This is a genomic window from Streptomyces sp. NPDC056224 (assembly GCF_042267665.1).
GTDB lineage: Bacteria > Actinomycetota > Actinomycetes > Streptomycetales > Streptomycetaceae > Streptomyces.
In genome coordinates, this window is the sequence record NZ_JBHJTK010000027.1 from 61024 (window position 1) to 86472 (window position 25449).

The 25449-nt window shown below is 72.6% G+C and carries 23 protein-coding genes, 1 pseudogene and 1 riboswitch; of the genes and pseudogenes, 20 read left to right on the forward strand and 4 right to left on the reverse strand.

Features of this window, described 5'->3' with window-relative positions; translation table 11 throughout:
• Position 1: 1 nt before the first annotated feature.
• Entirely contained in the window at positions 2-1168 is a 1167-nt protein-coding gene (locus ACFCZ1_RS26475; RefSeq protein ID WP_376680755.1) for an ROK family transcriptional regulator, read from the forward strand.
• Positions 1169-1202: 34 nt separating this feature from the next.
• On the opposite strand, the gene ACFCZ1_RS26480 is transcribed toward ACFCZ1_RS26475, so the two are convergent.
• Both ACFCZ1_RS26480 and ACFCZ1_RS26485 read right to left on the reverse strand, forming a co-directional pair.
• The gene (locus ACFCZ1_RS26480) at positions 1203-1952 is read right to left on the reverse strand and encodes an SDR family oxidoreductase (protein ID WP_376680756.1); all 750 of its coding nucleotides are present in this window, start codon (positions 1950-1952) and stop codon (positions 1203-1205) included.
• A 204-nt stretch (positions 1953-2156) separates the two neighbouring features.
• Entirely contained in the window at positions 2157-4538 is a 2382-nt protein-coding gene (locus ACFCZ1_RS26485; RefSeq protein WP_376680757.1) for a chitinase C-terminal domain-containing protein, read from the reverse strand.
• Between the two features lie 348 nt (positions 4539-4886).
• Positions 4887-5017, forward strand: a riboswitch (FMN riboswitch).
• A 150-nt stretch (positions 5018-5167) separates the two neighbouring features.
• Here ACFCZ1_RS26485 and ribD point away from each other — a divergent pair.
• The 10 genes from ribD (at position 5168) to ACFCZ1_RS26535 (ending at position 13859) form a co-directional block, all read left to right on the forward strand.
• Positions 5168-6304, forward strand: a complete 1137-nt coding sequence (gene ribD, locus ACFCZ1_RS26490; protein ID WP_376680758.1) for a bifunctional diaminohydroxyphosphoribosylaminopyrimidine deaminase/5-amino-6-(5-phosphoribosylamino)uracil reductase RibD — start codon at positions 5168-5170, stop codon at positions 6302-6304.
• A 1-nt stretch (position 6305) separates the two neighbouring features.
• A complete protein-coding gene (locus ACFCZ1_RS26495) occupies positions 6306-6929 on the forward strand; it encodes a riboflavin synthase (protein WP_376680759.1) in 624 nt (207 codons plus the stop codon).
• Positions 6926-7579 (forward strand): nicotinamide riboside transporter PnuC, encoded by a 654-nt coding sequence (locus ACFCZ1_RS26500; RefSeq protein ID WP_376680760.1) that lies wholly within the window; start codon positions 6926-6928, stop codon positions 7577-7579. Before ACFCZ1_RS26495 ends, ACFCZ1_RS26500 begins: the two co-directional genes overlap by 4 nt.
• The gene (locus ACFCZ1_RS26505; RefSeq protein WP_376680761.1) at positions 7576-8874 is read left to right on the forward strand and encodes a bifunctional 3,4-dihydroxy-2-butanone-4-phosphate synthase/GTP cyclohydrolase II; all 1299 of its coding nucleotides are present in this window, start codon (positions 7576-7578) and stop codon (positions 8872-8874) included. Before ACFCZ1_RS26500 ends, ACFCZ1_RS26505 begins: the two co-directional genes overlap by 4 nt.
• A gap of 61 nt (positions 8875-8935) precedes the next feature.
• On the forward strand, positions 8936-9421 hold the full coding sequence (ribH, locus tag ACFCZ1_RS26510; protein WP_007262951.1) for a 6,7-dimethyl-8-ribityllumazine synthase: 486 nt from the start codon (positions 8936-8938) through the stop codon (positions 9419-9421).
• Positions 9422-9456: 35 nt separating this feature from the next.
• Positions 9457-9735, forward strand: coding sequence for a phosphoribosyl-ATP diphosphatase (locus ACFCZ1_RS26515; RefSeq protein WP_376680762.1), 279 nt, complete (start codon positions 9457-9459; stop codon positions 9733-9735).
• A gap of 55 nt (positions 9736-9790) precedes the next feature.
• Positions 9791-10639 carry an ATP phosphoribosyltransferase gene (gene hisG / locus ACFCZ1_RS26520; RefSeq protein WP_376680763.1) on the forward strand — a complete coding sequence of 283 codons (849 nt, stop codon included), beginning with the start codon at positions 9791-9793 and terminating at the stop codon, positions 10637-10639.
• Positions 10640-10673: 34 nt separating this feature from the next.
• Complete coding sequence (locus ACFCZ1_RS26525) at positions 10674-11138, forward strand: PH domain-containing protein (protein ID WP_376680764.1); 465 nt, start codon at positions 10674-10676, stop codon at positions 11136-11138.
• Between the two features lie 211 nt (positions 11139-11349).
• Positions 11350-12783 (forward strand): hemolysin family protein, encoded by a 1434-nt coding sequence (locus ACFCZ1_RS26530; RefSeq protein ID WP_376680765.1) that lies wholly within the window; start codon positions 11350-11352, stop codon positions 12781-12783.
• Positions 12780-13859, forward strand: a complete 1080-nt coding sequence (locus ACFCZ1_RS26535; protein ID WP_376680766.1) for a hemolysin family protein — start codon at positions 12780-12782, stop codon at positions 13857-13859. The genes ACFCZ1_RS26530 and ACFCZ1_RS26535 overlap by 4 nt, the downstream gene beginning before the upstream one ends.
• A gap of 47 nt (positions 13860-13906) precedes the next feature.
• Here ACFCZ1_RS26535 and ACFCZ1_RS26540 read toward each other — a convergent pair whose 3' ends face one another.
• Together ACFCZ1_RS26540 and ACFCZ1_RS26545 are read right to left on the reverse strand one after the other, a co-directional pair.
• Entirely contained in the window at positions 13907-15829 is a 1923-nt protein-coding gene (locus ACFCZ1_RS26540; RefSeq protein ID WP_376680767.1) for an AAA family ATPase, read from the reverse strand.
• A gap of 355 nt (positions 15830-16184) precedes the next feature.
• Entirely contained in the window at positions 16185-16778 is a 594-nt protein-coding gene (locus tag ACFCZ1_RS26545) for a uridine kinase (protein WP_376680789.1), read from the reverse strand.
• Positions 16779-16940: 162 nt separating this feature from the next.
• Between ACFCZ1_RS26545 and ACFCZ1_RS26550 the strand changes: the two genes are divergently transcribed.
• From ACFCZ1_RS26550 to ACFCZ1_RS26590, 9 genes and pseudogenes are all read left to right on the forward strand, one after another.
• Entirely contained in the window at positions 16941-18302 is a 1362-nt protein-coding gene (locus tag ACFCZ1_RS26550; RefSeq protein ID WP_376680768.1) for a peptidase C39 family protein, read from the forward strand.
• 87 nt (positions 18303-18389) lie between these two features.
• Positions 18390-18824, forward strand: a complete 435-nt coding sequence (locus ACFCZ1_RS26555; protein ID WP_376680769.1) for an SPW repeat protein — start codon at positions 18390-18392, stop codon at positions 18822-18824.
• A 141-nt stretch (positions 18825-18965) separates the two neighbouring features.
• Complete coding sequence (locus tag ACFCZ1_RS26560; protein WP_376680770.1) at positions 18966-19118, forward strand: SCO1431 family membrane protein; 153 nt, start codon at positions 18966-18968, stop codon at positions 19116-19118.
• Positions 19119-19272: 154 nt separating this feature from the next.
• Positions 19273-19743 carry a GntR family transcriptional regulator gene (locus ACFCZ1_RS26565; RefSeq protein WP_376680771.1) on the forward strand — a complete coding sequence of 157 codons (471 nt, stop codon included), beginning with the start codon at positions 19273-19275 and terminating at the stop codon, positions 19741-19743.
• 98 nt (positions 19744-19841) lie between these two features.
• A pseudogene (locus tag ACFCZ1_RS26570) lies at positions 19842-20666 on the forward strand (ABC transporter ATP-binding protein); the annotation flags it as partial.
• Complete coding sequence (locus tag ACFCZ1_RS26575) at positions 20663-21688, forward strand: transporter (RefSeq protein ID WP_376680772.1); 1026 nt, start codon at positions 20663-20665, stop codon at positions 21686-21688. The pseudogene ACFCZ1_RS26570 and the gene ACFCZ1_RS26575, both read left to right, overlap by 4 nt.
• A gap of 42 nt (positions 21689-21730) precedes the next feature.
• Entirely contained in the window at positions 21731-22507 is a 777-nt protein-coding gene (locus ACFCZ1_RS26580) for a class I SAM-dependent methyltransferase (RefSeq protein ID WP_376680773.1), read from the forward strand.
• A 570-nt stretch (positions 22508-23077) separates the two neighbouring features.
• A complete protein-coding gene (locus ACFCZ1_RS26585; protein ID WP_376680774.1) occupies positions 23078-23773 on the forward strand; it encodes a TetR/AcrR family transcriptional regulator in 696 nt (231 codons plus the stop codon).
• Positions 23774-23920: 147 nt separating this feature from the next.
• Positions 23921-25093, forward strand: a complete 1173-nt coding sequence (locus tag ACFCZ1_RS26590; RefSeq protein ID WP_376680775.1) for an acyl-CoA dehydrogenase family protein — start codon at positions 23921-23923, stop codon at positions 25091-25093.
• Positions 25094-25449: the final 356 nt, after the last annotated feature.

Consider the following 25449-nt stretch of genomic DNA (forward strand, 5'->3'; position numbering starts at 1 on the left):
GATGGGCGCCGTGACCCCTGCCCTCACTCCGGTACCGATTCCCTCCCCCGCCTCACCGAGCACGGCGCGCGCCATCAACGACCGCCTGGCCCTGCAACTGCTCCAGGAGGCCGGACCGCTGACGGCCACCCAGCTCAAGGCCAGGACCGGCCTCTCCCGCCCGTCGGTCGCCGACCTCGTGGACCGGCTCATCGGAGCCGGGCTGATCGAGGTCGTCGGGGAATCCGGCGAACAGCGCCGCGGCCCCAACGCCAAGCTGTACGGCATCGTCGCCCGCCGCGCCCACCTCGCCGCCCTGGACGTGCGCACGGACAGCGTCACCGCCGTGGTCACCGACCTCCTTGGCCGGCCCCTGGCCGAGGCCGCCCTGCCCGTCGGCGCTCCCGAGGACGCGGTCGCGGCCCTGCTGCGCACCGCCCGCGGGGCCGGGGCCGGCGAACTGCACACCGTCGTCGTCGGCGCCCCCGGCCTCGTCGCCCCCGCCACCGGGGAACTCCGTGACACCAACGGCCTGCCCGCCTGGCACCGGGACCTCGCGGCGGCGCTGCAGCGGAGCCTGACCGCCGTGGTGGCCGTCGAGAACGAGACCAACCTGGCCGCCCTCGCCGAACAGCGCCTCGGCGTGGCCCGCGACCTGGACTCCTTCGTGCTCCTGTGGCTCGGCGCGGGGGTGGGCGCGGCCGTCGTCCTGGACGGGCGGCTGCGCCGGGGCGCCTCCGGCGGGGCGGGCGAGATCGGCTTCCTCCCGGTCCCGGGCACCGGCGGCCTGCCCTCGGCCACCGACTGCGGAGGCGGCTTCCACGCCCTGGCGGGGCAGGAGGCCGTGACGGCGCTCGCGCGCGAGCACGGCTTCACGGGCCCGGCGCAGGAGGCGGTGGCCGGGGCCGCGGGGGAGGCCTTCCTCGACGCCCTCGCCGAGCGCCTGGCGCTGGGCGCGGCGGCGGTCGTCGCGGTCCTGGACCCGGGATGCGTGGTCCTGGGGGGCGAACTGGGCCTCGCGGGCGGCCCCGCCCTGGCGGCCCGGGTGGCCGGCCGGCTGGCCACGCTCACCCCGGTCCCCACCGAGGTGCGGGCCACCGCCCTGGGCGGCCCGGCGGTCCTGGAGGGGGCCCGGCTGGCCGCGCGCGAGGCGGCGCAGGAGGTGCTGTTCGGCGGGGCGTCCGGCTGATATCCCCGGCGCCCCCGACCGCTGCCCCTCGTGCCTACCGCTCCCGCCCGGCCAGGAACTGCGCGAACGTGATCCGGCCCACCGCGCGGGAGGGCGCCAGGTTTCCGCCGCGACGGAAGGCCGCGTACGCCTTGCCCCACAGCGGCAGCGGGACCACCCGGCGGCGCCGCCCCGTCGCCGAGAGGTAGGCCCGGCCCAGCTCCGGCAGGGTGCGGACCTCCGGGCCGCCCATGTCCGGGACGCGGCCCGCCGGGGCCGGGACGGCCAGCTCCGCCAGGCGGTCCGCCACCTCCTCGGCCGCGATCGGCTGGACCCGGACCCCGTTCGGCAGCGGCACGACGGGCAGCTTCGCCGCCATGGCCGCCACCTGTGCCACCAGGTCGTGGAACTGGGTCGTGCGCAGGATCGTGACGCCCAGACCGGACTCCTCCAGCATCCGCTCCACCCTCAGCTTCCTCCGGTAGTAGCCGAAGGGGACCACGTCCACGCCGACGATCGAGACGTAGACGGTGTTCGTGACCGTCCCCGTCCGCCGGGCCGTCTCGATCAGGTGTCCGGCGGCCGCCTCGTCGCCCCTGCCCGCGCCGCGCGTGTTGCTCGCGCAGTGCACGACGACCTCCGCGCCCGCCATGGCCGCGGCCAGCCCGCTGCCGTCCCGCAGGTCGACCGGGTGGTCCGGGGAGTGACGGCTCAGCACGCGGACCTCGTGGCCCGCCTCGCGGAGCCGGTCGACGACGAGCGTGCCGAGGGTTCCGGTGCCTCCGGTGACGAGGATGGTGCTCATGGGTCCTGCCCTTCGCTGGAACTGGTGCCTTTCACCAGCAGAGACCGGACGGCCCCCGGAAATGTGACAGCCGCCGCCGAAGGAGTTCGGGCGCTTGCGGACCCGAGGGCCGGCCGCATGCCGGGGTGTACGTGCGAGGACCCGGTGGCCGCCGGGCCACCGGGTCCTCACGCCTTCACTCCGTCCCGTGCCGCCCGGCGGGTGTCAGCAGGCGCCCTGGTCCTTCCAGACGCCCCATTCGCCGGTGGTGCCGGGCTCCTCGTTCTGCGTCCACCACTGGGCCTTCCAGGTGTGGCCCTTGTGGGAGACGACGTTGCCGCTGTTGTAGATCTGACCCGCCACGTACGCCGGGCCGGTGCACGTACCGCCCGTCGGGGGTGTGGTGGTCGGGGGCGGCGTGGTCGGCGGCGCGGTCGTGGGCGGGGGAGTGGTGGGCGGCGTGGTGCTGCCCGGCTGAACCACCGTGACGCCGCGCGCCAGGTCCCCGGCGAGCGAGTAGGCCGTGCCGGAGATGTTCACCGTCCAGTTGGAGGGTGTGGAGACGGGCAGGTAGTAGTTGAACGCCAGGTCGACCGAGGCGCCCGGGGCCAGCGTCTGCCAGGCCGGGAGCTTCAGGGACACCCGGTGGAAGTCGCCCCTCAGGCCGCCGGCGTTGCTGCCGGTGTGGCCGCTGCTGATCACGGTCGTGCCGAAGCCGGACTGGTCGGAAGCGTTGTCCGGGGCCGACGTCGAGTAGTCGAACCGGAACTCGGTGCCACCCGGCAGCGCCGTTCCCGTGTTGTTGGTGATCTTGATCTTCGGGGTGATCGGGTAGTTGGAGTCGCCCAGCTTGAACTCGGTGAACTCCGTCTTGATGTCCACGGCCTGGGCCGGCAGGGCGGTGTTCGACTTCTTCGCGCCGTACGGGGCGGCCGCCTTGAACTTGTCGTACATCAGCGAGGTGAGCGTGGAGCCCATCTCGTACTGGCCCTTGGCGGCGTTCCAGCCGTAGTCGCCGGCCATCTCCCAGACCATGGTGCCGCCGATCCCGCGGTCCACCACGTAGTCGGCCTTGGCCGCCACCGACTGCTCGTCCTCGGTGGACAGGAAGACCTTCTTCTGCGCGTTCCACAGCCACGGCGCGACCAGCGCCGCGTCGTACTTGCGGGCGTAGGTGCCGGTCAGCGTGGTGTTCGCCGGGAAGCCGTACGAGGTGACGTAGTCGCCGACGATCCCCTTCTCCAGGTTCTTGGCGTGCCACATCGGGTTGGAACCGGCCGGCGCCTCGACGCCGTTGGTGTCCTTGTCGTGCCACAGGTTGTCGATGCCGACGGCGCCGTCACCGCACTTGGTCAGGCCCGCGCCCGCCGGGCAGGTGGTCGCGGGGGCCTTGCCCCACAGACCGTCGGTGCCGCCCTGCACGTTCTTGTGGCCGCGCGTGTAGTAGGGCAGGCCGATGTTGATGCGGCCGGCCGGCATGGAGCCGCGGAAGTAGTGGTAGGCCCAGTCGGTGTTGAGGTAGCCGATGCCGCCGTACTGGGAGCTGCCGTAGACGTTCGCGGCGGCCAGCTCGGCGTCCTTGCCGTCGTCGAAGAGCGAGGCGTTCGGGCCGACGAACTCGTTCCAGGCGCCGTGCAGGTCGTAGGACATGATGTTGACGTAGTCCAGGTACTTCTGCATCTGGAAGGTCTCCATGCCCCGCAGGAGGTAGCCGGAGGAGGGTGCGGCGACGGTGAGCAGGTAGTGCTTGCCGTCGGCGGCGCCGGCCCGGTCGAGCTTCTCGCGCAGGCTCTTCATCAGGGCGTCGTAGCCCTTGACGAGGCCGGCCCGGCGGGCGTTGGAGAGCTGCCAGTCCAGCGGGTTGCCCGCGTCCTTCATGGTGGTCGGGTACTCGTAGTCGATGTCGACGCCGTTGAACCCGTACGTGCGGATGAACTCGACCGAGGAGTCCGCGAACGTGTCGATGCCGGCCTGGTTGACCGAGCCGTCGGCGTTGGTGGCCATCGAGTAGAAGCCGCCGGAGGCGACGCGGTTGCCGTCGTCACCGAAGTAGCCGCCGGTCTCGGCCCAGCCGCCCACCGAGATCAGCGTCTTGACGTCGGGGTACTGCTTCTTGAACTTGGTCAGCTGGTTGAAGTGGCCCTTGTACGGGAGGGCCGGATCCATCTCGGCACCCGCGACGCCCGGCCAGGTCATTCCGGTGGCGGCGTTGTTCGCGCCGTCCGCGCCGACCGAGATCCTGTTGTCGCCGCCCACGTGGGCGAAGGCGTAGTTCAGGTGGGTGACCTTGGACCACGGGATGTTGTTGGCGAGGTAGGCGGGGGCGCCGTCCTTGCCGGTGCGCCAGCCGGTGAAGTAGCCGATGACGCGACGCTGGTGGTCGGCGCCCATCTTCTCGCGGCCTTCGGTGTCGTACACCGAGCAGTACGGGACGTCGACACCGGCCGTCTTGTACAGCCCGTCGGGGCGACAGCTCTCTCCCCCGGACTCCGTCTGGGGGGACACCGGGGCGGCATGCCCGGTAGTGGACAGTCCGCCGAAAAGCAGTCCGGCGATTGCCGCGCCGGATGCCAGGAGCATCGCTCTCGAACGTGTGGGGGACGGCATGGTGCCTCCTGGGGAGGGGAGGATGGCAGGACACGACGGGCAGCAACAGGCAGCAACCTGACCGGGGGCAGCCCTGGTTGGCCCGTGACGTGCGCACATCTGACGGGCTGTTCCCGGGAAAGATGAGGGGAACGTTAAGAGGACTAGACCAACCCGTCAATAGGTCTGGACCAAAGTGGGGCCGGAGGCGGCGCACGGGCGGCGGAGGCGGCGCACGGGCGGCGTACAGGCGGGGTGCGGGAGGCGCAATACGTTCGCTCGAGAACGGCCACCTTGTGACCCAGGCCACAGCGCTTCACCCGCATGGCCGCCGATCACCCGTGGCAGACTGGCTTCAGTACCAGTAAGCAGCGCACTCCGGGGTCGGTGTAATTCCGAACCGGCGGTTATAGTCCGCGACCCGTCCGCAGCCAGCGGCCGGTTGACCAGGTGAGATTCCTGGACCGACGGTTAAAGTCCGGATGGGAGGCAGTGCGCGGCGGGCCAGTGACCGGTACGCCGCCGTCGGCGGTTCGTCGGCATATCCCTGCGGATATGCCGGAGCGGACCGTTTTTCCGGCCTCGGCGTCCCCGTGTGCGCTGTACCGCTTCATCTGTCGTATCCCGACAGGCCCCGGAGTCCGTGCCCGATGAGGCAGGAGGACCCGGTGGCGACACACGCAGCGCACGCGGCACCCGACGCGGACACCCGCGCCATGCGCCGAGCCGTCGAGCTCGCCGCCCGCGGACTCGGCTCCACCAGCCCCAACCCGGTCGTCGGCTGCGTCATCACCGACGCCGCGGGCACCGTCGCCGGCGAGGGCTGGCACCAGCGGGCCGGCGGCCCGCACGCCGAGGTCCACGCGCTGCGCGCGGCGGGCGGGGCCGCCCGGGGCGGCACCGCGTACGTCACCCTGGAACCCTGCAACCACACCGGCCGTACGGGCCCCTGTTCCCGCGCCCTGGTCGAGGCCGGGATCAGCCGCGTGGTCTACGCCGTCCCCGACCCGAACCCGCAGGCCAGCGGCGGGGCCGCCACCCTGCGAGCCGCCGGGGTCGACACCACGGCCGGGCTGCTGCGCGAGGAGGCCGAGGCGGGCAACGCCGCCTGGCTGACCTCCGTACGCCTCGGGCGGCCGCACGTCACCTGGAAGTACGCCGCCACCCTCGACGGCCGCAGCGCCGCCGCGGACGGCAGCAGCCGCTGGATCACCTCCGCCGAGTCCCGCGGCGACGTCCACCGGCTGCGCGCCGAGAGCGACGCCGTCCTGGTGGGCGGCGGCACCCTGCGCGCCGACGACCCACACCTCGCCGTACGCGGCATCGACGGCGCCACGCAACCGCTGCGGATCGCCCTCGACACCCGCGCCACGGTCCTGCCGACCGCCCGCATCCTCGACGACGCCGCGCCTACCCTGCTCGTCGTCGGCGAGGACGCCGACACCCGGCACCTGCCCGGCGTCGAGCTGCTCCGGCTGCCGCTGCACGACGGCCGCGTCGGCGTGCACGACCTCCTCGCCCACCTGCACCTGCGCGGCGTGCGTTCCGTCCTGCTGGAAGGCGGGCCCGCCCTGGCCGGGGCCTTCCTCGAGGGCGGAGCCGTCGACCGCGTCATCGGCTACATCGCCCCGGCCCTGCTCGGCGCGGGCCCCGCGGCCCTCGCCGACGCCGGAATCAAGAACATCTCCGGTGCGTTGCGCCTCGACATCACCGAGGCCGTCCGCATCGGCCCCGATCTCCGCATCACCGCAGTCCCCGTCACCGCCCCCGCCACCAAGGAGCACTGAAGTGTTCACCGGAATCGTCGAAGAACTGGGCGAGGTCGCCGCCGTCGAACAGCTCGCGGAGGCCTCCCGCTTCCGCCTGCGCGGCCCCCTCGTCACCGAGGGCGCCAAGCACGGCGACTCCATCGCCGTCAACGGCGTCTGCCTGACCGTCGTGGAGACCGCCGACGGCGAGTTCACCGCCGACGTGATGCAGGAGACCCTGAACCGCTCCAGCCTCGGCGCCCTGACCCAGGGCTCCCGCGTCAACCTGGAGCGCCCGATGGCGCTCGGCGGACGGCTCGGCGGCCACCTGGTCCAGGGACACGTGGACGGCACCGGCACGATCCTCTCCCGCACGCCCTCGGAGCACTGGGAGATCGTCAAGATCGCCCTCCCGGAGAACCTCGCGCGGTACGTCGTCGAGAAGGGCTCCATCACGGTCGACGGCGTCAGCCTCACCGTGGTCGAGGCCGCCGCCGACTGGTTCACCATCAGCCTCATCCCCACGACGCTCGCGCTGACCACGCTCGGCCTCAAGCAGAGCGGCGACCCGGTCAACCTGGAGGTCGACGTCCTCGCCAAGTACGTCGAACGCCTGCTGGCCGCCGGCGTGAACCCGCTGCACGCCACGGGGGACGACCGGTGAGCGCCCTGACCTGGCTCAACACGGAGGCCTTCACCGTCTTCGGCCAGAAGGTCATCTGGTCCGACATGACCGGCAACCTGATGGGCCTGGCCGCCCTCGCCCTCGGCTGGCGCCGCTCCATTTGGACCTGGCCCGCCCAGCTCCTGTCCGGCCTGATCCTCATCGCCGCCTACGCCTCCGCCCACCTCTCCGGCGGCGTCGGCAAGCAGCTGCTGGTCATCGGGGTGGCGGTATGGGGCTGGCGCGCCTGGCAGCGCGGCAGGCAGCAGGCGCAGGACGGCTCCATCGCCGTGCGCACCGCCACCTGGAAGGAGCGCGGCCTGCTCCTCGCCGGAGCGGCGCTGGGCACCCTCGCCGTCGGCGGGCTGTTCACGCTCTTCCCGCACCTGTCCTGGAGCCCGTGGGCGGACGCGTACATCTTCGTCGGCACCATCGTCGCGATGGTCGCCCAGGCCCGCGGCCTCGTCGAGTTCTGGTTCGCCTGGCTCCTCGTCGACCTGGTCGGCGTACCCCTCGCCTTCAACAACGGACTGGCCTTCTCGGGCCTCGTCTACGTCGTGTACTTCGCCCTCGTGCTGTGGGGCGCCTACGACTGGTACCAGCGTTCGCGCACCACCACCGCCCAGGCCATGGAAGGAGCAACGGCATGACCACCCTCAAGCCCGTGCCCGACATCCCCGAAGAGACCTTCCGTCTCGACCCCGTCGAGCAGGCCGTCCGCGACATCGCGGCGGGCCGCCCGATCGTCGTCGTCGACGACGAGGACCGCGAGAACGAGGGCGACCTCGTCATCGCCGCCGAGAAGGCCACCCCCGAGATCATCGCCTTCATGATGAGCGAGTGCCGCGGCCTGATCTGCGCCCCCATGGAGGGGCCCGAGCTGGACCGGCTCGAACTCCCCCAGATGGTGCAGAACAACACCGAGTCGATGCAGACGGCCTTCACCGTCTCCGTCGACGCCGGCGCCGCCCACGGCGTCACCACCGGCATCTCGGCCGCCGACCGCGCCACCACCCTGCGGCTGCTCGCGGGCGGGGTCGCCCAGCCCGTCGACTTCGTCCGCCCCGGCCACGTCTTCCCGCTGCGCGCCAAGCCCGGCGGCGTGCTGGTCCGCAACGGCCACACCGAGGCCGCTGTCGACCTCGCCCGCCTCGCGGGCCTCCGCCCGGTCGGCGCCATCGTCGAGATCGCCGGCGAGGACGGCGTCATGCTGCGCCTGCCCGAGCTGATCCCCTTCGCCCGCAAGCACGGTCTGACGATCATCTCCATCGAGGACCTGATCGCCTACCGCCGCTCCGCCGAGCCGACCGTGCGCCGCGAGGCCGAGGTCAGCCTGCCGACCGCCTTCGGCGACTTCACCGCGTACGGCTACCGCTCCACCGTCGACGGAGTCGAGCACGTCGCCCTCGTCCACGGCGAGATCGGCGCGGGCGCCGGGGCCGAGGACGTCCTCGTCCGCATGCACTCCGAGTGCCTGACGGGCGACATCTTCGCCTCCCAGCGCTGCGACTGCGGCCCCCAGCTGCACGCCTCCATGGAGCGGATCAAGGCCGAGGGCCGGGGAGTCGTCGTCTACCTGCGCGGCCACGAGGGCCGCGGCATCGGACTGCTGTCCAAGCTGCGCGCGTACGAACTCCAGGAGCGCGGCCGCGACACCCTCGACGCCAACCTGGAACTCGGCCTGCCCGCCGACGCCCGCGACTACGGAGCCGGCGCCCAGATCCTCGCCGACCTCGGCGTGCGCAGCGTCCGGCTGCTGACCAACAACCCCGACAAGTCCGCCGCCCTCGTACGGCACGGCATCGCGGTCACCGGCCGGGAGTCGATGCCCGTGGAGGCGGGCGAGCACAATCTGCGGTACCTGCGCACCAAGCGGGACCGGATGGGCCACGACCTCCCCTGGCTGGAGGGGGCCGTGACCACCTCCGCCTGCGGCAACCAGTAACCACACACCCGAACACCGGTACACGAGAACACCGGCACACGAACCACCGAGGAGCAGAGCTGTGAGCGGCAAGGGCGCACCCGAACTGAGCGTGAAGAACTGCGGAGACCTCCGAGTCGCCGTGATCGCGGCCCAGTGGCACGAGAAGGTCATGGACGGACTGGTCGACGGCGCCTTGCGGGCCCTGCACGAGCTGGGCATCGACGAGCCCACCCTGCTGCGCGTCCCCGGAAGCTTCGAGCTCCCCGTCGTGGCGAAGGTACTCGCCGGTCGCGGTTACGATGCCATCGTCGCCCTCGGTGTGGTCATCCGCGGCGGCACCCCGCACTTCGACTACGTCTGCCAGGGCGTCACCCAGGGCCTGGTACAGGTGTCGATCGACACCGGAGTCCCCGTCGGCTTCGGTGTACTGACCTGCGACAACGACGAGCAGGCGCTGGACCGCGCCGGGCTCGAGGGGTCGAATGAGGACAAGGGGCACGAAGCGGTCACCGCCGCCGTCTCCACCGCCATGACCCTGCGGACCGTCAGCGAACCCTGGCGCTGAGTGGCGTAGGGGAACCCCGTATTCTGAGGACCATCATGGCGAACAAATCCCCCAAGACCTTCGAAGAGCTCTTCACCGAGCTCCAGGCCAAGGCGAACGGCGACCCCAGCACCTCCCGGACCGCCGAACTCGTCGGCAAGGGTGTCCATGCCATCGGCAAGAAGGTCGTCGAGGAGGCCGCCGAGGTCTGGATGGCCGCTGAGTACGAGGGCAACGAAGCCGCCGCCGAGGAGATCTCCCAGCTGCTCTACCACGTCCAGGTGATGATGGTGGCGCGCGGGATCTCCCTCGACGACGTCTACTCCCACCTCTGACCGGTACGTACACCCCGCCCGTATCCACGCACATCCACGCATCAAAGGAAGCCCCATGCTGCGCATCGCCGTCCCCAACAAGGGTTCACTCTCCGGACCGGCGTCGGCGATGCTCCATGAGGCCGGCTACCGGATGCGCAAGGAGTCCAAGGAACTCGTGGTCGTCGACCCCGAGAACGGGGTCGAGTTCTTCTACCTCCGCCCCAAGGACATCGCGATCTACGTGTCCTCGGGCAAGCTCGACATCGGCATCACCGGCCGCGACCTGCTGCTCGACTCCGGCGCCAGCGCCGAGGAGATCCTGCCGCTGAACTTCGGCCGCTCCACCTTCCGCTACGCCACCATCCCCGGCACCGCGAAGGGCCCCGAGGACTTCCACGGGATGACCATCGCGACCTCGTACGAGGGAATCGTCGCCAAGCACCTCGCGGAGAAGGGCATCGACGCCTCCGTCGTCCACCTCGACGGTGCGGTCGAGACCGCCATCCAGCTCGGCGTCGCCCAGATCATCGCGGACGTCGTCGAGACCGGCACCAGCCTGCGCAACGCGGGCCTGGAGGTCATCGGCGAGCCGATCCTCACCTCCGAGGCCGTCGTCATCCGCGGCAACGGGACCGACGCCGACAACCCGCAGGCCCAGCAGTTCCTGCGCCGCCTCCAGGGCGTCCTGGTGGCCCGCAGCTACGTGATGATGGACTACGACTGCCGCGCCGAGCACCTGGAGCGCGCGGTCGCCCTCACCCCGGGCCTGGAGTCGCCGACCGTCTCCCCGCTGCACAACGAGGGCTGGGTCGCGGTCCGTGCCATGGTCCCGGCCAAGGAGGCCCAGCGGATCATGGACGACCTGTACGAGCTCGGCGCGCGCGCGATCCTCACCACGTCGATCCACGCCTGCCGGCTCTGACCCCCCCCGCGACCCCCAGAAGGCACGTACACGCATGACCGAGCCCGTCGCCCAGCCCGTACCACCCGCCCTGCCGGTCACCTTCCGGCCGACCCGCACCCGGGCCGTCCTGCTGAGCGCCGGGCTCGCCATGTTCCTCACCATCACGGCGGTCGCCTTCCTGCTGGAGAACCTCAGCCCGGGGGAGCGGATCAGCTTCGTCTTCACCGCCGTCCTGCTGAGCTCCGTCCCCGTCCTGCTCAGCCGCCCCAAGGTGGTCGCGGACGAGGCCGGGGTCACCGTCGTCAACCTGACCACCACCCGTCGGCTGGAGTGGGCGCAGATCCTGCGCGTCAACCTCCGGCCCGGCGACCCGTGGGTGTTCCTCGACCTCAGCGACGGCACCAGCCTGCCCGCCCTCGGCATCCAGCCGGGGGTCGCCAGGGCACAGGCGATCGGTGATGCCCGCGCCCTGCGCGCCCTCGCCGAGACCCGGGGAACCGGCGCACACGACCACTGAGCCCACTGGGCCCACCGAGTCTCGTGGCTGCGTACCGTTGCGGCCACGATCTCAATGACTACCCTGGTGACGGGGCGCAGCCGTGCGCCCTCCCACTCGCCCCGGGGCCCCCGGGTCCTGCGGGTCACCTGCGACTTGAGGAGTGACTCCCTCCAGCAATGGACGGATCGTCCGGTAATACCCGCGCCGCCCTCCCCACGGAGGCGGCGGCATGACCATCCCGCTACTCCTGCTCGCGGCGGCTTTCGTCCTGATCCTCGCGAACGGCTTCTTCGTGGCAGCCGAATTCGGGCTCGTCACCGTGGAGAGGCCCGAGGCCGAGCGCGCCGCAGCCGAAGGTGACCGCCGTGCCCGCACGGTGGTCAACGCCCTGCGAGAGCTGTCCTTCCAGCTCTCCGGCACCCAGCTCGGCATCACCATCACCTCCCTCGTGGTCGGCATGCTCGCCGAGCCCGCCCTCGCCGCGCTGCTGGCCGGGCCGCTCGTCGCGACCGGTCTTCCCGGGGGAGCCGCGTCCGGCGTCTCCGTGGTCATCGGCATGCTGCTCGCCTCCGCCGTCCAGATGGTCGTCGGCGAGCTCGTCCCGAAGAACTGGGCGGTCTCGCGGCCGCTCCAGGTGGCCCGCTTCGTCGCCGGCCCCCAGAACGCCTTCTCCCGCGCCTTCCGGCCGGTCATCGCCGGCCTCAACGCCGTCGCCAACCGCCTCGTACGGGCGCTCGGCGTGGAGCCGGCCGACGAGATGGCCTCCGCCCGCACCCCGGGCGAACTGGTCTCCCTGGTACGCCATTCGGCCCAGGCGGGCGCCCTCGAACAGGACACCGCCGACCTGTTCGTGCGGACCCTCTCGCTGGGCGAGCTCACCGCCCAGCACGTCATGACCCCCCGGGTGAAGGTCAGCGCCCTGATGCACACGGCCACCGCGGCCGACGTCCTCAACCTGACCCGCGCCACCGGCCTGTCCCGGTTCCCGGTCTACCGCGACCGCATCGACGAGGTCACCGGCGTGGTCCACCTCAAGGACGCCCTCGCCGTGCCCGAGTCCGAGCGCGGCCGCACCACCGTGGCGCGGATCTGCGTCGCCCCGCTGCTGGTGCCCGGCTCCCTGCCGGTGCAGCCGCTGCTGGAACGGTTGCGCAGCGAACAGCCGATGGCCGTGGTCGTCGACGAGTACGGCGGCACCGCCGGTGTGGTCACCCTGGAGGACATCGTGGAGGAACTCGTCGGAGAGGTCCGCGACGAACACGACCTCGCCGAGGACGAGGACCCCGAACTGGCCGCCGTACCCGCCGAGGACGGCCGCCCCTCCTGGGAGGCCGACGGCAGCTGCCGGGTGCAGACCCTGCGCCGGATAGGCCTGGAGGTGCCCGACGGCCCGTACGAGACCGTCGCCGGCCTCGTCGCCGACCTCCTCGGCCGGATCCCCGCTCCGGGGGACCGGGCGGAACTGCCCGGCTGGCGGCTGTCCGTCCGCCGGGTCGGCCGCAACCGCGCGGAACGGGTCCGGTTGGTCCGGCTGACGCCGGCTCCCGCAGCCGGTGCGCACGGGTCCGCCCCGGTGTCCGGGTCCGCCCTGGCACGGCTCGGCGCGAGCCGCGCGGGCGAACCGGCCCCGCACCCGGCCGAGCTGGAAGGCGCCGCCCGGTGAACGCGCTCCAGCTCCTCTTCGCGCTGCTGCTGGTCCTCGCGAACGGCTTCTTCGTCGGCGCCGAGTTCGCGCTCGTCTCCGTGCGGCGCAGCCAGATCGAGCCGCTGGCTGCCGGATCCAAGCGGGCCCGCCAGGTGCTCCACGGCCTGGAGAACCTGCCCCGCATGATGGCCGCCGCCCAGTTCGGCATCACCGTGTGCTCGCTCACCCTCGGCGCGGTCGCCGAACCCACCGTGGCCCGGCTGCTGGAGCCCGTCTTCCACGCCGTCCACGTACCGCAGGGCCTGATCCACCCCCTCGGCTACGCGTTCGCGCTCGCCGCCGTGGTCTTCCTGCACCTGGTCATCGGCGAGATGGTCCCCAAGAACCTCGCCATGGCCGCACCCGAGAAGACCGCCCTGTGGTTCAGCCCGGGCCTGGTGGCCTTCGCCCGCCTGTGCGGGCCGGTCACCACCGCGCTCGGCGCCTGCGCCGAACTCGTCCTGCGGCTCTTCAAGGTCGAGCCCAAGGACGAGGTCGAGGCCGTCTACACCAGCGCCCAGCTCGGACGGCTGCTCAAGGACTCCCGGCAGGCCGGGCTCCTGGAGCCGGTCGAGCAGGAGCGCCTGGAGGACGCGCTGGAACTGGGCAGCCGCCCGGTCACCGACGTGCTCCTCGCCCGGGACCGCATCGTCACGGTCGATCCCTCGGTCACCCCGCGCCAGATCGAACGGCTGACGGTGCGCACCGGGTACTCCAGGTTCCCCGTCCGCTCCGCCACCGGCGCCTTCATGGGCTACCTGCACGTCAAGGACGTACTGGACCTGGAGGACCGGGAGCGGGCCGTGCCCCAGCGGGTCTGGCGCCGGATGACCACCCTGTCCGCCACCCTCCCGCTCGACGACGCGCTCAGCGTCATGCGGCGGGACGCCACCCACCTCGCCCAGGTCGCGGACGCGTCCGGGCGGGTGCTGGGCCTGGTCGCCATGGAGGACGTCCTGGAGATGCTGGTCGGCGAGGTCCGTGACCCGGCCCACCGCACGCCCCCGCCGGCCCGCCGGCCCGAGCTCCGCTCGGAGGGCGCGCTGACCGGCTGACGCGGTCGCCGGACCCGCCGTACGACGGGTCCGGCAGACCGCCGCGGTCACAGCGACGGCGGTTCCTGGCGTTCCTGGGGGCCGCGGCCCGAGAGGACCTCCCCGTACGCCTGCATCAGGTCCGGCAGCCGCAGCGTCGCCAGGTCGTCGCGGGAGGGCTCGCCCGCGAAGCCCGCCAGCCGCAGGTCCCGGTACGCGCAGCTCTTCTCGTACAGGGTGCGCAGGAAGCGGCCGTTGCCGAGCTCGTCGATCCAGCCCTGCTCCACCACGTGCGCGCTGATGCTGCGCAGCTCCTCCAGCGCCTCCCCGTCCCAGCCGTCCCCGTTCGCCTCCGCCAGCACCCCGCCGATCGCGGTCAGTTCCAGCGGCCGGTAGCTGGGGAAGTCCACCCGGGAGGTGAACCGCGAGGACAGCCCCGGATTCGCCGCCAGCAGCCGGTCCATCCCGGCCGGATAGCCCGCCAGGATCACCACCAGGTGGTCCCGGTTGTCCTCGGCCCGCTTCAGCAGCACCTGGAGGGCCTCGTCCCCGTACGCGTCACCCTTGCTGTAGCCCGAGTTGGACAGGCTGTACGCCTCGTCGACGAACAGCACCCCGCCGATCGCCGAATCGATCAGCTCGTTCGCCTTCACCGCGGTCTGGCCGAGGAACTCGCCCACCAGATCGGAGCGCTGGGCCTCCACCAGGTGGTCGCCGCCCAGCAGGCCCAGCGCGTAGAAGACCCGGCCCAGGATCCGCGCCACCGTCGTCTTGCCCGTGCCGGAGGGCCCGGAGAACACGAAATGCCGCTTCGGGGGCTGCACCGGCAGTCCCTGCCCCGCCCGCAGCCGTGCCATGTGCAGTTGCGCGGACAGCGCCTTCACCTGCCGTTTGACCGGCTCCAGCCCCACCATCCGCTCCAGCTCCGCCAGTGCCTCGCCGAGCGCCTCCGGATCGGGCGGTCCGGCCGGCAGCCCCGTGGGCGCGCCCTGCGGCGGGACGGACACCTTGCGCCGTACGCCCTCCGCCCGGCCCGTGGGCGGCGGCGGACCGGTCAGCGGGTCCGGTTCGACCTGGCCGTCCGCCGCGATGTCCTGGACGGGCCCGCCGCCCAGCGCCACCGCCGCGAAGTTCCCGCCCGCCGGGGACGGAGCGTGGCCGCCGAAGCTCCCGAACCCGGAGTACCCGGCCGCCCCGTCGGCCATCCCGGCCATGCCGTCGGTGTCGTCGCCGTCCTCGATGGCCGTCAGCCGGGCCGCCGTGTCCATGAACGCCGGGTCCACCCGGTGCACCGCCCGGTACAGCGGCAGCGCCGCCGCACTGCGCCCGGTGCCCTCGTGCGCCCGCGCCAGCCAGTACCGCAGCTCCTTGCGCTGCGGCTGCTCGCTGCGGCACCGCATCAGCGCCGCCGACAGCATCGGCTCCGCCTGCCCGTACATCTCCAGCCGGACCCGGGCCATCCCGCCGAACAGCCCCGCCTCGATGCCCAGCAGCGGATCGTCCACCAGCGGTTCGGTGTGCCGCACCAGCTGCTCCCAGTCCTTGACCAGGTAGGCCCGGCAGGCGTGCAGGAAGCGCACCTGGGGATCGGTGTCCACCGGAGGCAGCGCGGCCAGCGCCTGGTCCAGCTCGGGCACGTGCCGGCCGTCCAGCCAGTGCGAGGCGTGGGCCAGCAGCAGGTCGCGCCGGCTCTCCAGCACCGGCTGCACCCACCAGCCCAGCCAGTACCAGGAATTCAGCGTCCGGCGGTGCCGGGCCCGCTGTTCGCCGAAACGGTCCCGGTGCGCGTACATGCGCAATAACGCGTTGGTGGTGTCGACCCGCAACGCGTGCAGGCCGAGCCAGGCGTCGGCCATCGCCGGATCGAGTCGTACGGCCGCCCGGAACTCCTCCTCGGCCTGCGGATAGGCGCCCATGGTGCAGGCGTCGACCCCGCGAAGCCAGGCGAGTTCGGCCGGGGCGTGCGTGCTGCCCGGCGTGCCGAAATCCATCACGTCCCCCACAAGCCTGCCCCCGTGGTGCGCGGCAACCCCCGCTTCGAGCGCGCGAGTTGCCCACTGCGCCGATGAAATCAGGGGTGCATCGTACCTGCGGTTTCGCACCTTACGTAGGGCGCGACGGGGCCGGTTCCGGTGTGCGCCCCGGGCACGGCCGGTGACTCAGGGTGAGGAGGGTGTCGTGCGGGCGGAGTCCGGGGGCAGAACGAAGCCCCCGATCACGGGGGAACAACCGGGGGCTTCGTGTCCGCGGCGGCCGCGAAGGCCGCGCATTGAGAACGTACGACCGTTTCGGGCCCCAGGTCAAGCGGGTCGGTGGAGGCCCGGCGGAGCGGAATTCCGGGGCCGCTCAGGCCCGGGGGAGTCCGTCACCCTCGGTGAGGGAAGAGGCGGTTCGTGCGGTCGCACCGGCCCCGGAAGACCACTCGTATCCCGTACCGCTCTGGCGTACCAGGGTGTCGGCGAAGGGGCGCGAAGGGTCATCCGAGAAGTGCGCGAGCTCCGCGCGCTCCCATCCGTCCCAGAAGTCGGCAAGTTCACGCCCGTCCCGGTTTCGCCCGCGCCCCCAGGACTGCTCGCGCGGCGTCTCCATCCACAGCAGTCGCGCCAGGCACGGGCGCAGCGCCCGCCGGCCGGCCCCGACACCCTCGACGAGCAGCACCGGCGCGGGCTCCAGTACCCGCCCCGGGCCGAAGCGGCGCTCCACCCAGTCGTACGGGGCCCAGTGCGCGGGCCGCCCGGCGGCCAGCGGCTCCAGCACCTGGGCGCGCAGCCGCCGCTGCCAGCCGAACAGCTCCTCGTGCGTGGCCACGTCGTCCAGGTGCAGCACGGGTGCGTCGCCGAGTGCCCCGGCGAGCCGGTCCGCGAAGGTGCTCTTGCCGGACCCGGCGTGCCCGTCGATCCCGATCAGCCGCACGGGGCCGAGGGAGGGGGGCAGGGCCATGAGTTCCCGCGCGAGCGGCTCAAGTGACTGGTGCGGCTCCACCCGACCAGCGTAGGACAGGCCCGCCACAGGTCCGACACGACCGGTGGCTTCGCCGCCGGGCCGCCGGGAACTGGAAAGGTGAGTCCATCGAAGCGCCGACCACCCTGGGGGAACCTCGCGATGACCGCACCCACACCGCGCAGGGCCGTACTCGTCGCCGCACTCGCGGTCGCCACCGCGGCCACCGCCGCCACCGTCTCCGGCGGCAGCGCCGCGGCCGCCGCCCCTGCGGCTCCGCGCGGTGGGGGCCGCACCGTCGACAACCGGTTCTGGTTCTCGTACGACCACTGGAAGGCGGGCGACCACCAGGGCACCACCGCCGTCGGCGGAGCCCGCCCCGGCCTGCGGATCGAGTCCGCGGCGGGCCGCACCGAGTACGCCGACCCGCACACCGGGAGGAAGAGCACCTGGGAGTACGCCACCTGGACCTCCCCGGTGCACCGCTCCACCGTGCCCGCCACCGAGGCCATCGCCTCCTGGAACGCCCGCACCCCCGCCGGAACCTGGATCCAGACCGAACTGCGCGGCACCTACGGCGACGGCACCTCCACCCCCTGGTACGTCATGGGCCGCTGGGCCTCCGGGGACGGTGACATCCGCCGTACCTCCGTGGACGGCCAGACCGACGGCAGGTCCACCGTCTGGACCGACACCCTGGCCGTCGACGCCCCGGCCACGGGCCTGCGCCTCACCGACTGGCAGCTGCGCCTGACGTTGTACCGCAGGCCCGGGGCCGGCCGCGGGCCCACCGTCCGGCTGGCCGGCGCCATGGCCTCCGACGTTCCGGACCGGTTCACCGTCCCCGCCTCCCCGCCCTCCGGCCAGGCCCACGAGCTGACGGTCCCGCGCTACTCGCAGGAGGTCCACGCCGGGCGCTACCCCGAATACGACAACGGGGGCGAGGCCTGGTGCAGCCCCACCTCCTCCCAGATGGTCATCGAGTTCTGGGGCGGCAGGGCCGGCGCCGCCTCACTGGGCTGGGTCGACCCGGCGTACTCCGACCCGCAGGTGTGCCACGCCGCCCGCTCCACCTACGACGCCGCCTACAAGGGCTGCGGCAACTGGCCCTTCAACGCCGCCTACGCGGGCACCTACCCCGGGCTCGCCGGAGTCGTCACCCGCCTCACCTCCCTCACCGACCTGGAGACCCTGGTCCGGGCCGGCGTGCCCGCCATCACCTCCCAGTCCTTCCGCCCGGAGGAGCTGACCGGCGCCGGCTACGGCACCGCGGGCCACCTGATGACCGTCATCGGGTTCACGGCCGCCGGTGACGTCGTCGCCAACGACCCCAACTCGCCCGACAACGCCTCCGTGCGCCGCGTCTACCGGCGCCGCGAGTTCGAGAACATCTGGCTGCGCACCAAGCGCCACCACGCGTCCGGCAAGGTCGTATCGGGCAGCGGAGGCGTCTGCTACCTCTACGCCCCGGCCGCGCCGGGCCCGGCTCAGGTCGCGGCACTGCGGGCGGTGGGAGTGCTCTGAAATTCACCTTTGACCTGACGGCCCGAATGGGCGGAACATTATGGGGTAAATGGGAGATAAAGGCTTCTCAAGGAGAGGCGGCCAACCATGACCACCCATTCGAGCATCGAGCACCACCCCGACCTCGCAGAGATGCGCACGCGCTTCGAGCGGGTGACCACCACCCCCGCGGCGCAGGCCGTGGAGGCAATGGCCCTGGTCACGGGCCTGTACCTGGCCGCCTCGCCGTGGATCGCGGGGTTCGGCATCCTCCTCCTGCCGCTGGCCATCAACAACCTGATCACGGGCCTGGCGTACTGCCTGTGCATGGGCGGTCTGGGTTCTGCGTACGAGCGCACCCACGCGATGGCGTGGACGGCGGTCGCCCTCGGTGCGTGGACGATCATCGCCCCGTGGGCCATCGCCGGCGAGATGGACACGACCCGCACGGTGGTCAACAACGTGATCACCGGCGCCGTGGCCCTGTGCCTCGGCCTCGCGATGGCGGCGATGGCGGGCCGCAACCGCGAGACACGCGTCTGACCGGGACGCCGGAAGGGCACGCCCGCCGGGCCCCGGCCGCACCGCACCTGCCGGAGCGGCCGGGGCCCGGTGGCGTGACCGGCGCCACCAGTGAGCATCGTCTCTACCGCGAAAGCCGTGAACGCTGGCACATTGGACACCATGACCGCCAACAGCGCCGCCCCCGCCGCCCGTGTCCGAAACCTCGTCCGCACCGGCGGGCCCAAGGACGGTTCCGCCTGGCTGGAGCACGTGCTCGGCTGGACGCTCGTGGTCGTGGTCGCCATGTTCGTCACCCAGGTCGGCTGGCTGTAACCGCCCTCCCGTCCCACCGCTTGCGCACGCCCGTCACGTTCCTCGTGGCGGGCGTTCTCGCGTTTCCGGCGCGCCGCGCCGCCCCGCCGGTTTGACGTAAGTGGATCACCTCTGCACTATTCCACTAACCAGTTAGTGGAATGAGGTGGAGGACATGGAGTTCCGCGTCGACCGGCGCAGCGGTGTCGCCACCTACCTACAGCTCGTCACCCAGGTCAAGCAGGCCCTTCGGCTCGGCGTCCTGGAGCCCGGCGACCGGCTGCCCACGGCCAGGGAGGTGGTCGAGGCCACCGCGATCAATCCCAACACCGTGCTCAAGGCGTACCGGGAGCTGGAGCGCGAAGGGCTCGTCGAGCCGCGCCCCGGCGCGGGCACCTTCGTACGCCGCTCCCTGTCCCGCCCCGAAGCGGCCGCCGACTCGCCGCTGCGCCTCGACCTGGCGGCCTGGATGGCCCGGGCGCGCGGAGCGGGCCTGGACCGCGAGGACATCACGGCGCTGATCACCGCCGCCATGGACGAAAGCTTCACCGCACCCGCACCCGGGCCCGCACCCGGACCGGCACCCGCACTGGGACCCGACCCCGGACCGCACTCCGGATCCCCCGGCAGAGAGGACACCACGTGAGCGACCCGACCGTCGCTACGGCACTCCAGGCGACTCGGCTGGCAAGGGAGTTCCGCGGCCGCAGCGCCCTCAGGGACTGCGATCTCGACCTGCCCGCCGGACGCGTCACCGCACTCGTCGGCCCCAACGGCGCCGGCAAGAGCACCCTGCTCCAGCTCGCGGCCGGCCTGCTGCGCCCCACCACCGGGCACATGAGCGTCTTCGGCCACACCCCGGGATCCCGCGCGGCTCGCGAACGCACGGCCTTCCTCGCCCAGGAGAAGCCGCTCCACCCGCGGTTCACCGTCGAGGACACCCTGCGCCTGGGCCGCGAACTGAACCGCCGCTGGGACCAGGCCGCCGCCGAACGCCTCGTGCGGGCCGGAGGTATCCCCCTCACCAGCCGCGTCGGCTCCCTCTCCGGCGGGAACCGCACCCGTGTCGCCCTGGCGCTCACCCTCGGCAAACGCGCCCGCCTCCTGCTCCTGGACGAGCCGCTCGCCGACCTCGACCCGGTGGCCCGGCACGACGTCACGGCCCTGCTCATGGCCGAGGCCGCCGACCGCGGCGTCACCATCGTCATGTCCTCGCACGTCCTGTCCGAGCTGGAGGACGTCTGCGACCACGTCCTGCTCCTCAAGGACGGCGCCGTACGCCTCGCCGGCGACGCCCAGGAGCTCTGCGCCGCGCACACCCGGCTCACCGGCCGCGCGGACCCGATCGAAACCGACGGGCTGCCCCGCGAGTTCGACCGGGGCGCCGTCGTCCACGCCGTCACCGCCGGCCGTCAGATCACCGCCCTCGTACGCGGCCCCGTACGCGGCCCCGTCCCGGGCGGCGAAGAACGCTGGATCAGCGAAACCCCTTCCCTGGAGGACCTGTTGCTCGCCCACCTGCGCGCCCCGGGGGCCGCGCGCACCGACCGTTCGGAGGCGGCCGCGTGAGGGGCGTCCTGTGGCTGGCCTGGCGCCAGCAGCGACTGATGATCGGCGTCGGCACCCTGCTGCTCCTGGCCGTCACGGCCTGGGTCGCGTACATGCGCTCCGGGATGATGGCCCTGATCGACGACTACGGTTTCGTCCCCTGCAAGGGCTGGAACGGCGGCTGCGAAAGCCTGGGCACCTTCATGGTCCTGAACGGCAGCACCGACTCGATCAGGGCCCTCGGCACCCTCGGACTCGCCCTCCCCGCCCTCATCGGCGTGTTCTGGGGCGCTCCGCTGCTGGGCCGCGAGATGGAGACCGGCACCTTCAAGCTCGCCCTCACCCAGGGCGTCAGCGGCCGCCGCTGGTTCGCCGCCCGCTTCGGCCTCGCCGCGGTCTTCGCCGTGATCGCCTCCCTCCAGATCGCCGCGCTCGTCGCCTGGTGGTGGTCGCCCGTCTCCAACACCCTGGACGGCCTCTACTGGTACGACGCCTACATCTACAACGCGACCGGACCCGCCTCCGTGGCCTGCGCCCTGTTCGGCCTCGCCGTCGGCACGGCCGTCGGGCTCCTGGTCCGCCGCACCCTGCCCGCCATGGCCGTGACCCTCGCCGCGATCGCCGCGGCGACCGTGGTCACCCGGCTCCTGCGGACCGGCTGGACCGACCCCGAGACGCGCATCACCCCGGGCATGACGCCCAAGAAGAGGGTCGGCAGCGCCTGGTCCACCGGCGAGTTCGGCTACCTCACCCCCGACGGGCGGGAACACGACATCAACACCCCCGTCTGCCAGACCTCCGGCGAGGAGCTCCGGCAGTGCATGGCGGAGCACGGCTTCGTCGCCCGCTACCACAAGGTCCATCCCAGCAGCGACTTCTGGACCTTCCAGTGGATCGAGACCGCGCTCTACCTGGGCGTCGCCGCCGCACTGGTGGCCATGGTCCTGTACGTCCTGCGCCGCCCCACCGCGACGGTGCGCACCGCCGCGACCGTCGCCGCCCCCACCAGCAACGCCGCCGCAACCGAGCGCGCCGGAGTCTGACCGTCCGGCCGCTTCCCGCCCGCCACCCACAGGGGAACCCCCATGGCCACGAAGAAGAACCTTCACGCCGACCGCACCAGCGTCACCCACAAGGTCCGCTACGCGCTGAGCAACCCGACCCGCATCGCCCCGTACGTGCGCCGCGCCGCCCGCGACGCCTGGCTGCGCCACAAGCACCCCGACCACGTGGGCTACTACCGCGCCGTCATGGCCTCCGACACCGGCCGCAACCCCGAGGCCGCCGTCGGCAGCCAGACCCACGAACGCTGGCTGGCCCTGGGCCGGATGCAGTTCGACTACCTGGTGGAGCACGGTCTCACGCCCGCCCACCGCATGCTCGACATCGGCTGCGGCAACCTGCGGGCCGGCTGGCGCTTCATCGAGCACCTCGACACCGGCCGCTACTACGGCATCGACATCTCGCCCGACATCCTCATCTCCGCCAAGGAGACCCTGACCAGGCAGGGCCTCCAGGCCAAGCTGCCGCACCTGACCATCACCCGGGACCTCACCCTGGACTTCCTCCCCGAGCGCCACTTCGACGTCGTGCACGCCCACAGCGTCTTCTCCCACTCGCCGATCGAGATCATCGACGAGTGCCTCGCACACGTGGAGCGCGTACTGGCCCCGGGCGGCTGGTTCGACTTCACCTTCGACCGCACCGAGGGCGCCGAGCACCAGGTCCTGCGCGAGGACTTCTACTACCGCACCGAGACCCTGGTCGACCTCGCCGCGAAGCACGGCCTCACCGCCCGCTTCATGGACGACTGGGAGCGGCTCGGACACGGCCAGTCCAAGATCCGCGTGACCACCGGCTGACCCGCCGCCCGCCGGTCACGTCCGTCGTCGGCACCTGTGCGACGCCCGCGAGCGCGAGGCCCAGGGGCGCGACGAGCGGGGTGGTGACGGTCGGGGGAGTGTGCGCCGCCGTCGGCTGACCCCGCCGCTCGCGCGGGCGGGCCGCCCGTCACCAGCGCCGCCGACGGCCCCGCGGGCAGCGTGGCGGCCCGCGTCCGCGGTCCGCCGACGTCCGCGGCCTGCCGGTACGGGTCCTCCTCGCCCGCCTCCTCGTCGCCCGCCTCCTCGTCGGACGGCGGGGTCCGGGCGAAGGCCGAGCGCCGGGGCGCGCCCCCGCGATGCCGAGCGCCGTCCCGGCCGGGAACCCGCCCGGGTTCGTCGCCACGGACGACGGCGCTGGCAGCAGTGGGGAGTGCAGGGAGACGTACGCGCGGGCCCGCGGCAGGAAGCTCTCGCGAGGCCGTCCCGCGAACCGTGGCGCGTGGTGCCCCCACCCCGGCCGGGGCCTTCCACCTCGTACGTCGTCCGGTGCGCAGGGGAAGTGCTGCCATACTTCAGACATCTTGTGGCAGTTCGAGGCTAGGGCCGGATTTGAATATTAGTCAACAGCGTGGCTCGACCGAGCGTTCGCAGGTCCGCAGGGCCGAACTCATAGCCATCGGGCGCAAGTTGTTCGCCGACACCTCGTACGACGCGCTGTCCATGGACGACATCGCCAAGCAGGCGGGCGTCGCCAAGGGGCTCATCTACTACTACTTCAAGAGCAAGCGCGGCTACTACCTCGCCATCGTCGAGGACTCGGTGGCCGAGCTCGTCGCCCGCGCCGGCGGGGAGACCGACCTCCCGGGCGCCGAACGGGTCCGCCGCACCATCGACGGCTACCTCTCCTACGCCGAGCACCACCATGCCGCCTACCGCACCATCGTCACCGGCGGCGTCGGCTCCGACGCCGAGGTGCTGGCCATCCGCGACGCCGTCCGCCAGGAGCTGGTCGCCACCATCGCCGAAGGCGCGTACGGGCGCCGCACCCTCCCGCCGGTCGCCCGCCTCGCGCTGGTGGGCTGGCTTTCCTCGGTCGAGGGGATCACCCTGGAGTGGATCGGCGGCCTCGTCGAGGACGCGGCCGGCCAGCCGGGCCGAGCCGAACTGGGCGCCCTGCTCGTACGCCAGCTGCGGGCGACGCTGACCGTGATCGAGGAGTTCGTCCCGGAGTGCCCGGCACCTCCCGCCCCCGAACGGCCGTCCGGTCAGCTCGGTGATCTTGCCCCGGTGACGGGAAGCCCCTGATCGGGCATACTCAAGCCGCCGCAGCCACTGAACAGCCCCTTCCGTGATCCGGGAGGGCAGCATCGGCTGTGAGAGCACCGAGACCCGGCGTCGCGTCCCACACCTCACGCGCCGCCGCCGTGCCCGACCAGGGAGGAGAGCGCCGCCATGACAGACCGCGCCCCGCAGCCGGTGGACCGACAGCTGCCCACCGAGGAGTCCCGGGACCTCCTCGCCCTCGTACGCGAGATCGCACAGCGGGAGATCCGCCCCGTGGCCGCCGAGGAGGAGGACTCCGGGCGGTTCCCCCGCGAGATCTTCACGCTGCTGTCGGAGGCCGGACTGCTCGGCCTCCCGTACCCCGGCGAATACGGCGGCGGCGAGCAGCCGTACGAGGTCTACCTCCAGGTCCTGGAGGAGCTGGCCGCGGCCCGCCTGACCGTCGGGCTCGGCGTCAGCGTGCACTCCCTGGCCTGCCACGGCCTGGCCGGCTACGGCACCAAGGAGCAGCAGGGCGCCCACCTGCCCGCGATGCTCGGCGGCGGCCTGCTGGGCGCCTACGCCCTCTCCGAGCCGGCCGCGGGTTCCGACGCCGCCTCGCTCACCACCAAGGCGGTGCGCGACGGCGACGACTGGATCATCACCGGCACCAAGGCGTGGATCACCCACGGCGGCGTCGCCGACTTCTACACCGTCCTCGCCCGCACCGGCGCCGCGGGCCCCAAGGGCATCACGGCCTTCCTGGTCCCCGGCGACGCGGACGGCCTGACCGCGGCCGTGCCCGAGAAGAAGATGGGCATGAAGGGCTCGCCCACCGCCCAGCTCCACTTCGACGGGGTACGGGTGCCGGACTCGCGCCGCATCGGCGAGGAGGGGCAGGGCTTCACCATCGCCCTGGCCGCGCTCGACGCGGGGCGCCTGGGCATCGCCGCCTGCGCCATCGGCGTAGCCCAGGCGGCGCTGGACGAGGCCCTGACGTACGCGCTGGACCGCAAGCAGTTCGGGCACCCGATCGCGGACTTCCAGGGGCTGCGCTTCATGCTGGCCGACATGGCCACCAAGATCGAGGCCGGCCGGGCGCTGTACCTCGCGGCGGCGCGGCTGCGGGACGCGGGCCAGCCGTTCTCCCGGCAGGCGGCCATGGCCAAGCTGTTCTGCACCGACGCGGCGATGGCGGTCACCACGGACGCGGTCCAGGTCCTGGGTGGCTACGGCTACACCGCGGACTTCCCGGTGGAGCGGCTGATGCGGGAGGCGAAGGTGCTCCAGATCGTCGAGGGCACCAACCAGATCCAGCGCATGGTCATCGCGCGCCACCTGGCCGGGCCGGAAACGCGCTAGTGCGGTGACCGGCAGGGTCCCCCGGGCCGCGGCCCCCGGCGCGGTGCCTCGCCGCGTTGTCGGACCGCGCCACTGCGTCCGGTACGGGCCGCGGCCCTGCGCCTCGCGGCGCACCGCACCTGGGGGCCCCTTCCAGCGGTAGCCGGGGGAACGCCGTGACCCGGCACACCTTCCCGGCCACAGCACTGAGCGGCTTCGGTGAAGTTGGCCGCTGATCCTTTGATGCGTGTCCGTCGACGGTTCGGCGCTCGGCCGACTGCGGTGCCGGCCGCTTCAGCGGTGGTGTGGACGCGCTCGGGGTGGTCCTCGTACTTCGCCGAGCGCCACACTCCCCCCCGATGCCGTTCAGCTCGGGG

Bases quoted from the DNA above. Each gene is read 5' to 3' on its own strand.
- ACFCZ1_RS26475 (WP_376680755.1), top strand. From the start codon at position 2: ATGGGCGCCGTGACCCCTGCCCTCACTCCGGTACCGATTCCCTCCCCC.
- ACFCZ1_RS26480 (WP_376680756.1), bottom strand. From the start codon at position 1,952: ATGAGCACCATCCTCGTCACCGGAGGCACCGGAACCCTCGGCACGCTC.
- ACFCZ1_RS26485 (WP_376680757.1), bottom strand. From the start codon at position 4,538: ATGCCGTCCCCCACACGTTCGAGAGCGATGCTCCTGGCATCCGGCGCG.
- ribD (WP_376680758.1), top strand. From the start codon at position 5,168: ATGAGGCAGGAGGACCCGGTGGCGACACACGCAGCGCACGCGGCACCC.
- ACFCZ1_RS26505 (WP_376680761.1), top strand. From the start codon at position 7,576: ATGACCACCCTCAAGCCCGTGCCCGACATCCCCGAAGAGACCTTCCGT.
- ACFCZ1_RS26515 (WP_376680762.1), top strand. From the start codon at position 9,457: ATGGCGAACAAATCCCCCAAGACCTTCGAAGAGCTCTTCACCGAGCTC.
- hisG (WP_376680763.1), top strand. From the start codon at position 9,791: ATGCTGCGCATCGCCGTCCCCAACAAGGGTTCACTCTCCGGACCGGCG.
- ACFCZ1_RS26525 (WP_376680764.1), top strand. From the start codon at position 10,674: ATGACCGAGCCCGTCGCCCAGCCCGTACCACCCGCCCTGCCGGTCACC.
- ACFCZ1_RS26530 (WP_376680765.1), top strand. From the start codon at position 11,350: ATGACCATCCCGCTACTCCTGCTCGCGGCGGCTTTCGTCCTGATCCTC.
- ACFCZ1_RS26540 (WP_376680767.1), bottom strand. From the start codon at position 15,829: ATGGATTTCGGCACGCCGGGCAGCACGCACGCCCCGGCCGAACTCGCC.
- ACFCZ1_RS26545 (WP_376680789.1), bottom strand. From the start codon at position 16,778: ATGGCCCTGCCCCCCTCCCTCGGCCCCGTGCGGCTGATCGGGATCGAC.
- ACFCZ1_RS26550 (WP_376680768.1), top strand. From the start codon at position 16,941: ATGACCGCACCCACACCGCGCAGGGCCGTACTCGTCGCCGCACTCGCG.
- ACFCZ1_RS26555 (WP_376680769.1), top strand. From the start codon at position 18,390: ATGACCACCCATTCGAGCATCGAGCACCACCCCGACCTCGCAGAGATG.
- ACFCZ1_RS26560 (WP_376680770.1), top strand. From the start codon at position 18,966: ATGACCGCCAACAGCGCCGCCCCCGCCGCCCGTGTCCGAAACCTCGTC.
- ACFCZ1_RS26565 (WP_376680771.1), top strand. From the start codon at position 19,273: ATGGAGTTCCGCGTCGACCGGCGCAGCGGTGTCGCCACCTACCTACAG.
- ACFCZ1_RS26580 (WP_376680773.1), top strand. From the start codon at position 21,731: ATGGCCACGAAGAAGAACCTTCACGCCGACCGCACCAGCGTCACCCAC.
- ACFCZ1_RS26590 (WP_376680775.1), top strand. From the start codon at position 23,921: ATGACAGACCGCGCCCCGCAGCCGGTGGACCGACAGCTGCCCACCGAG.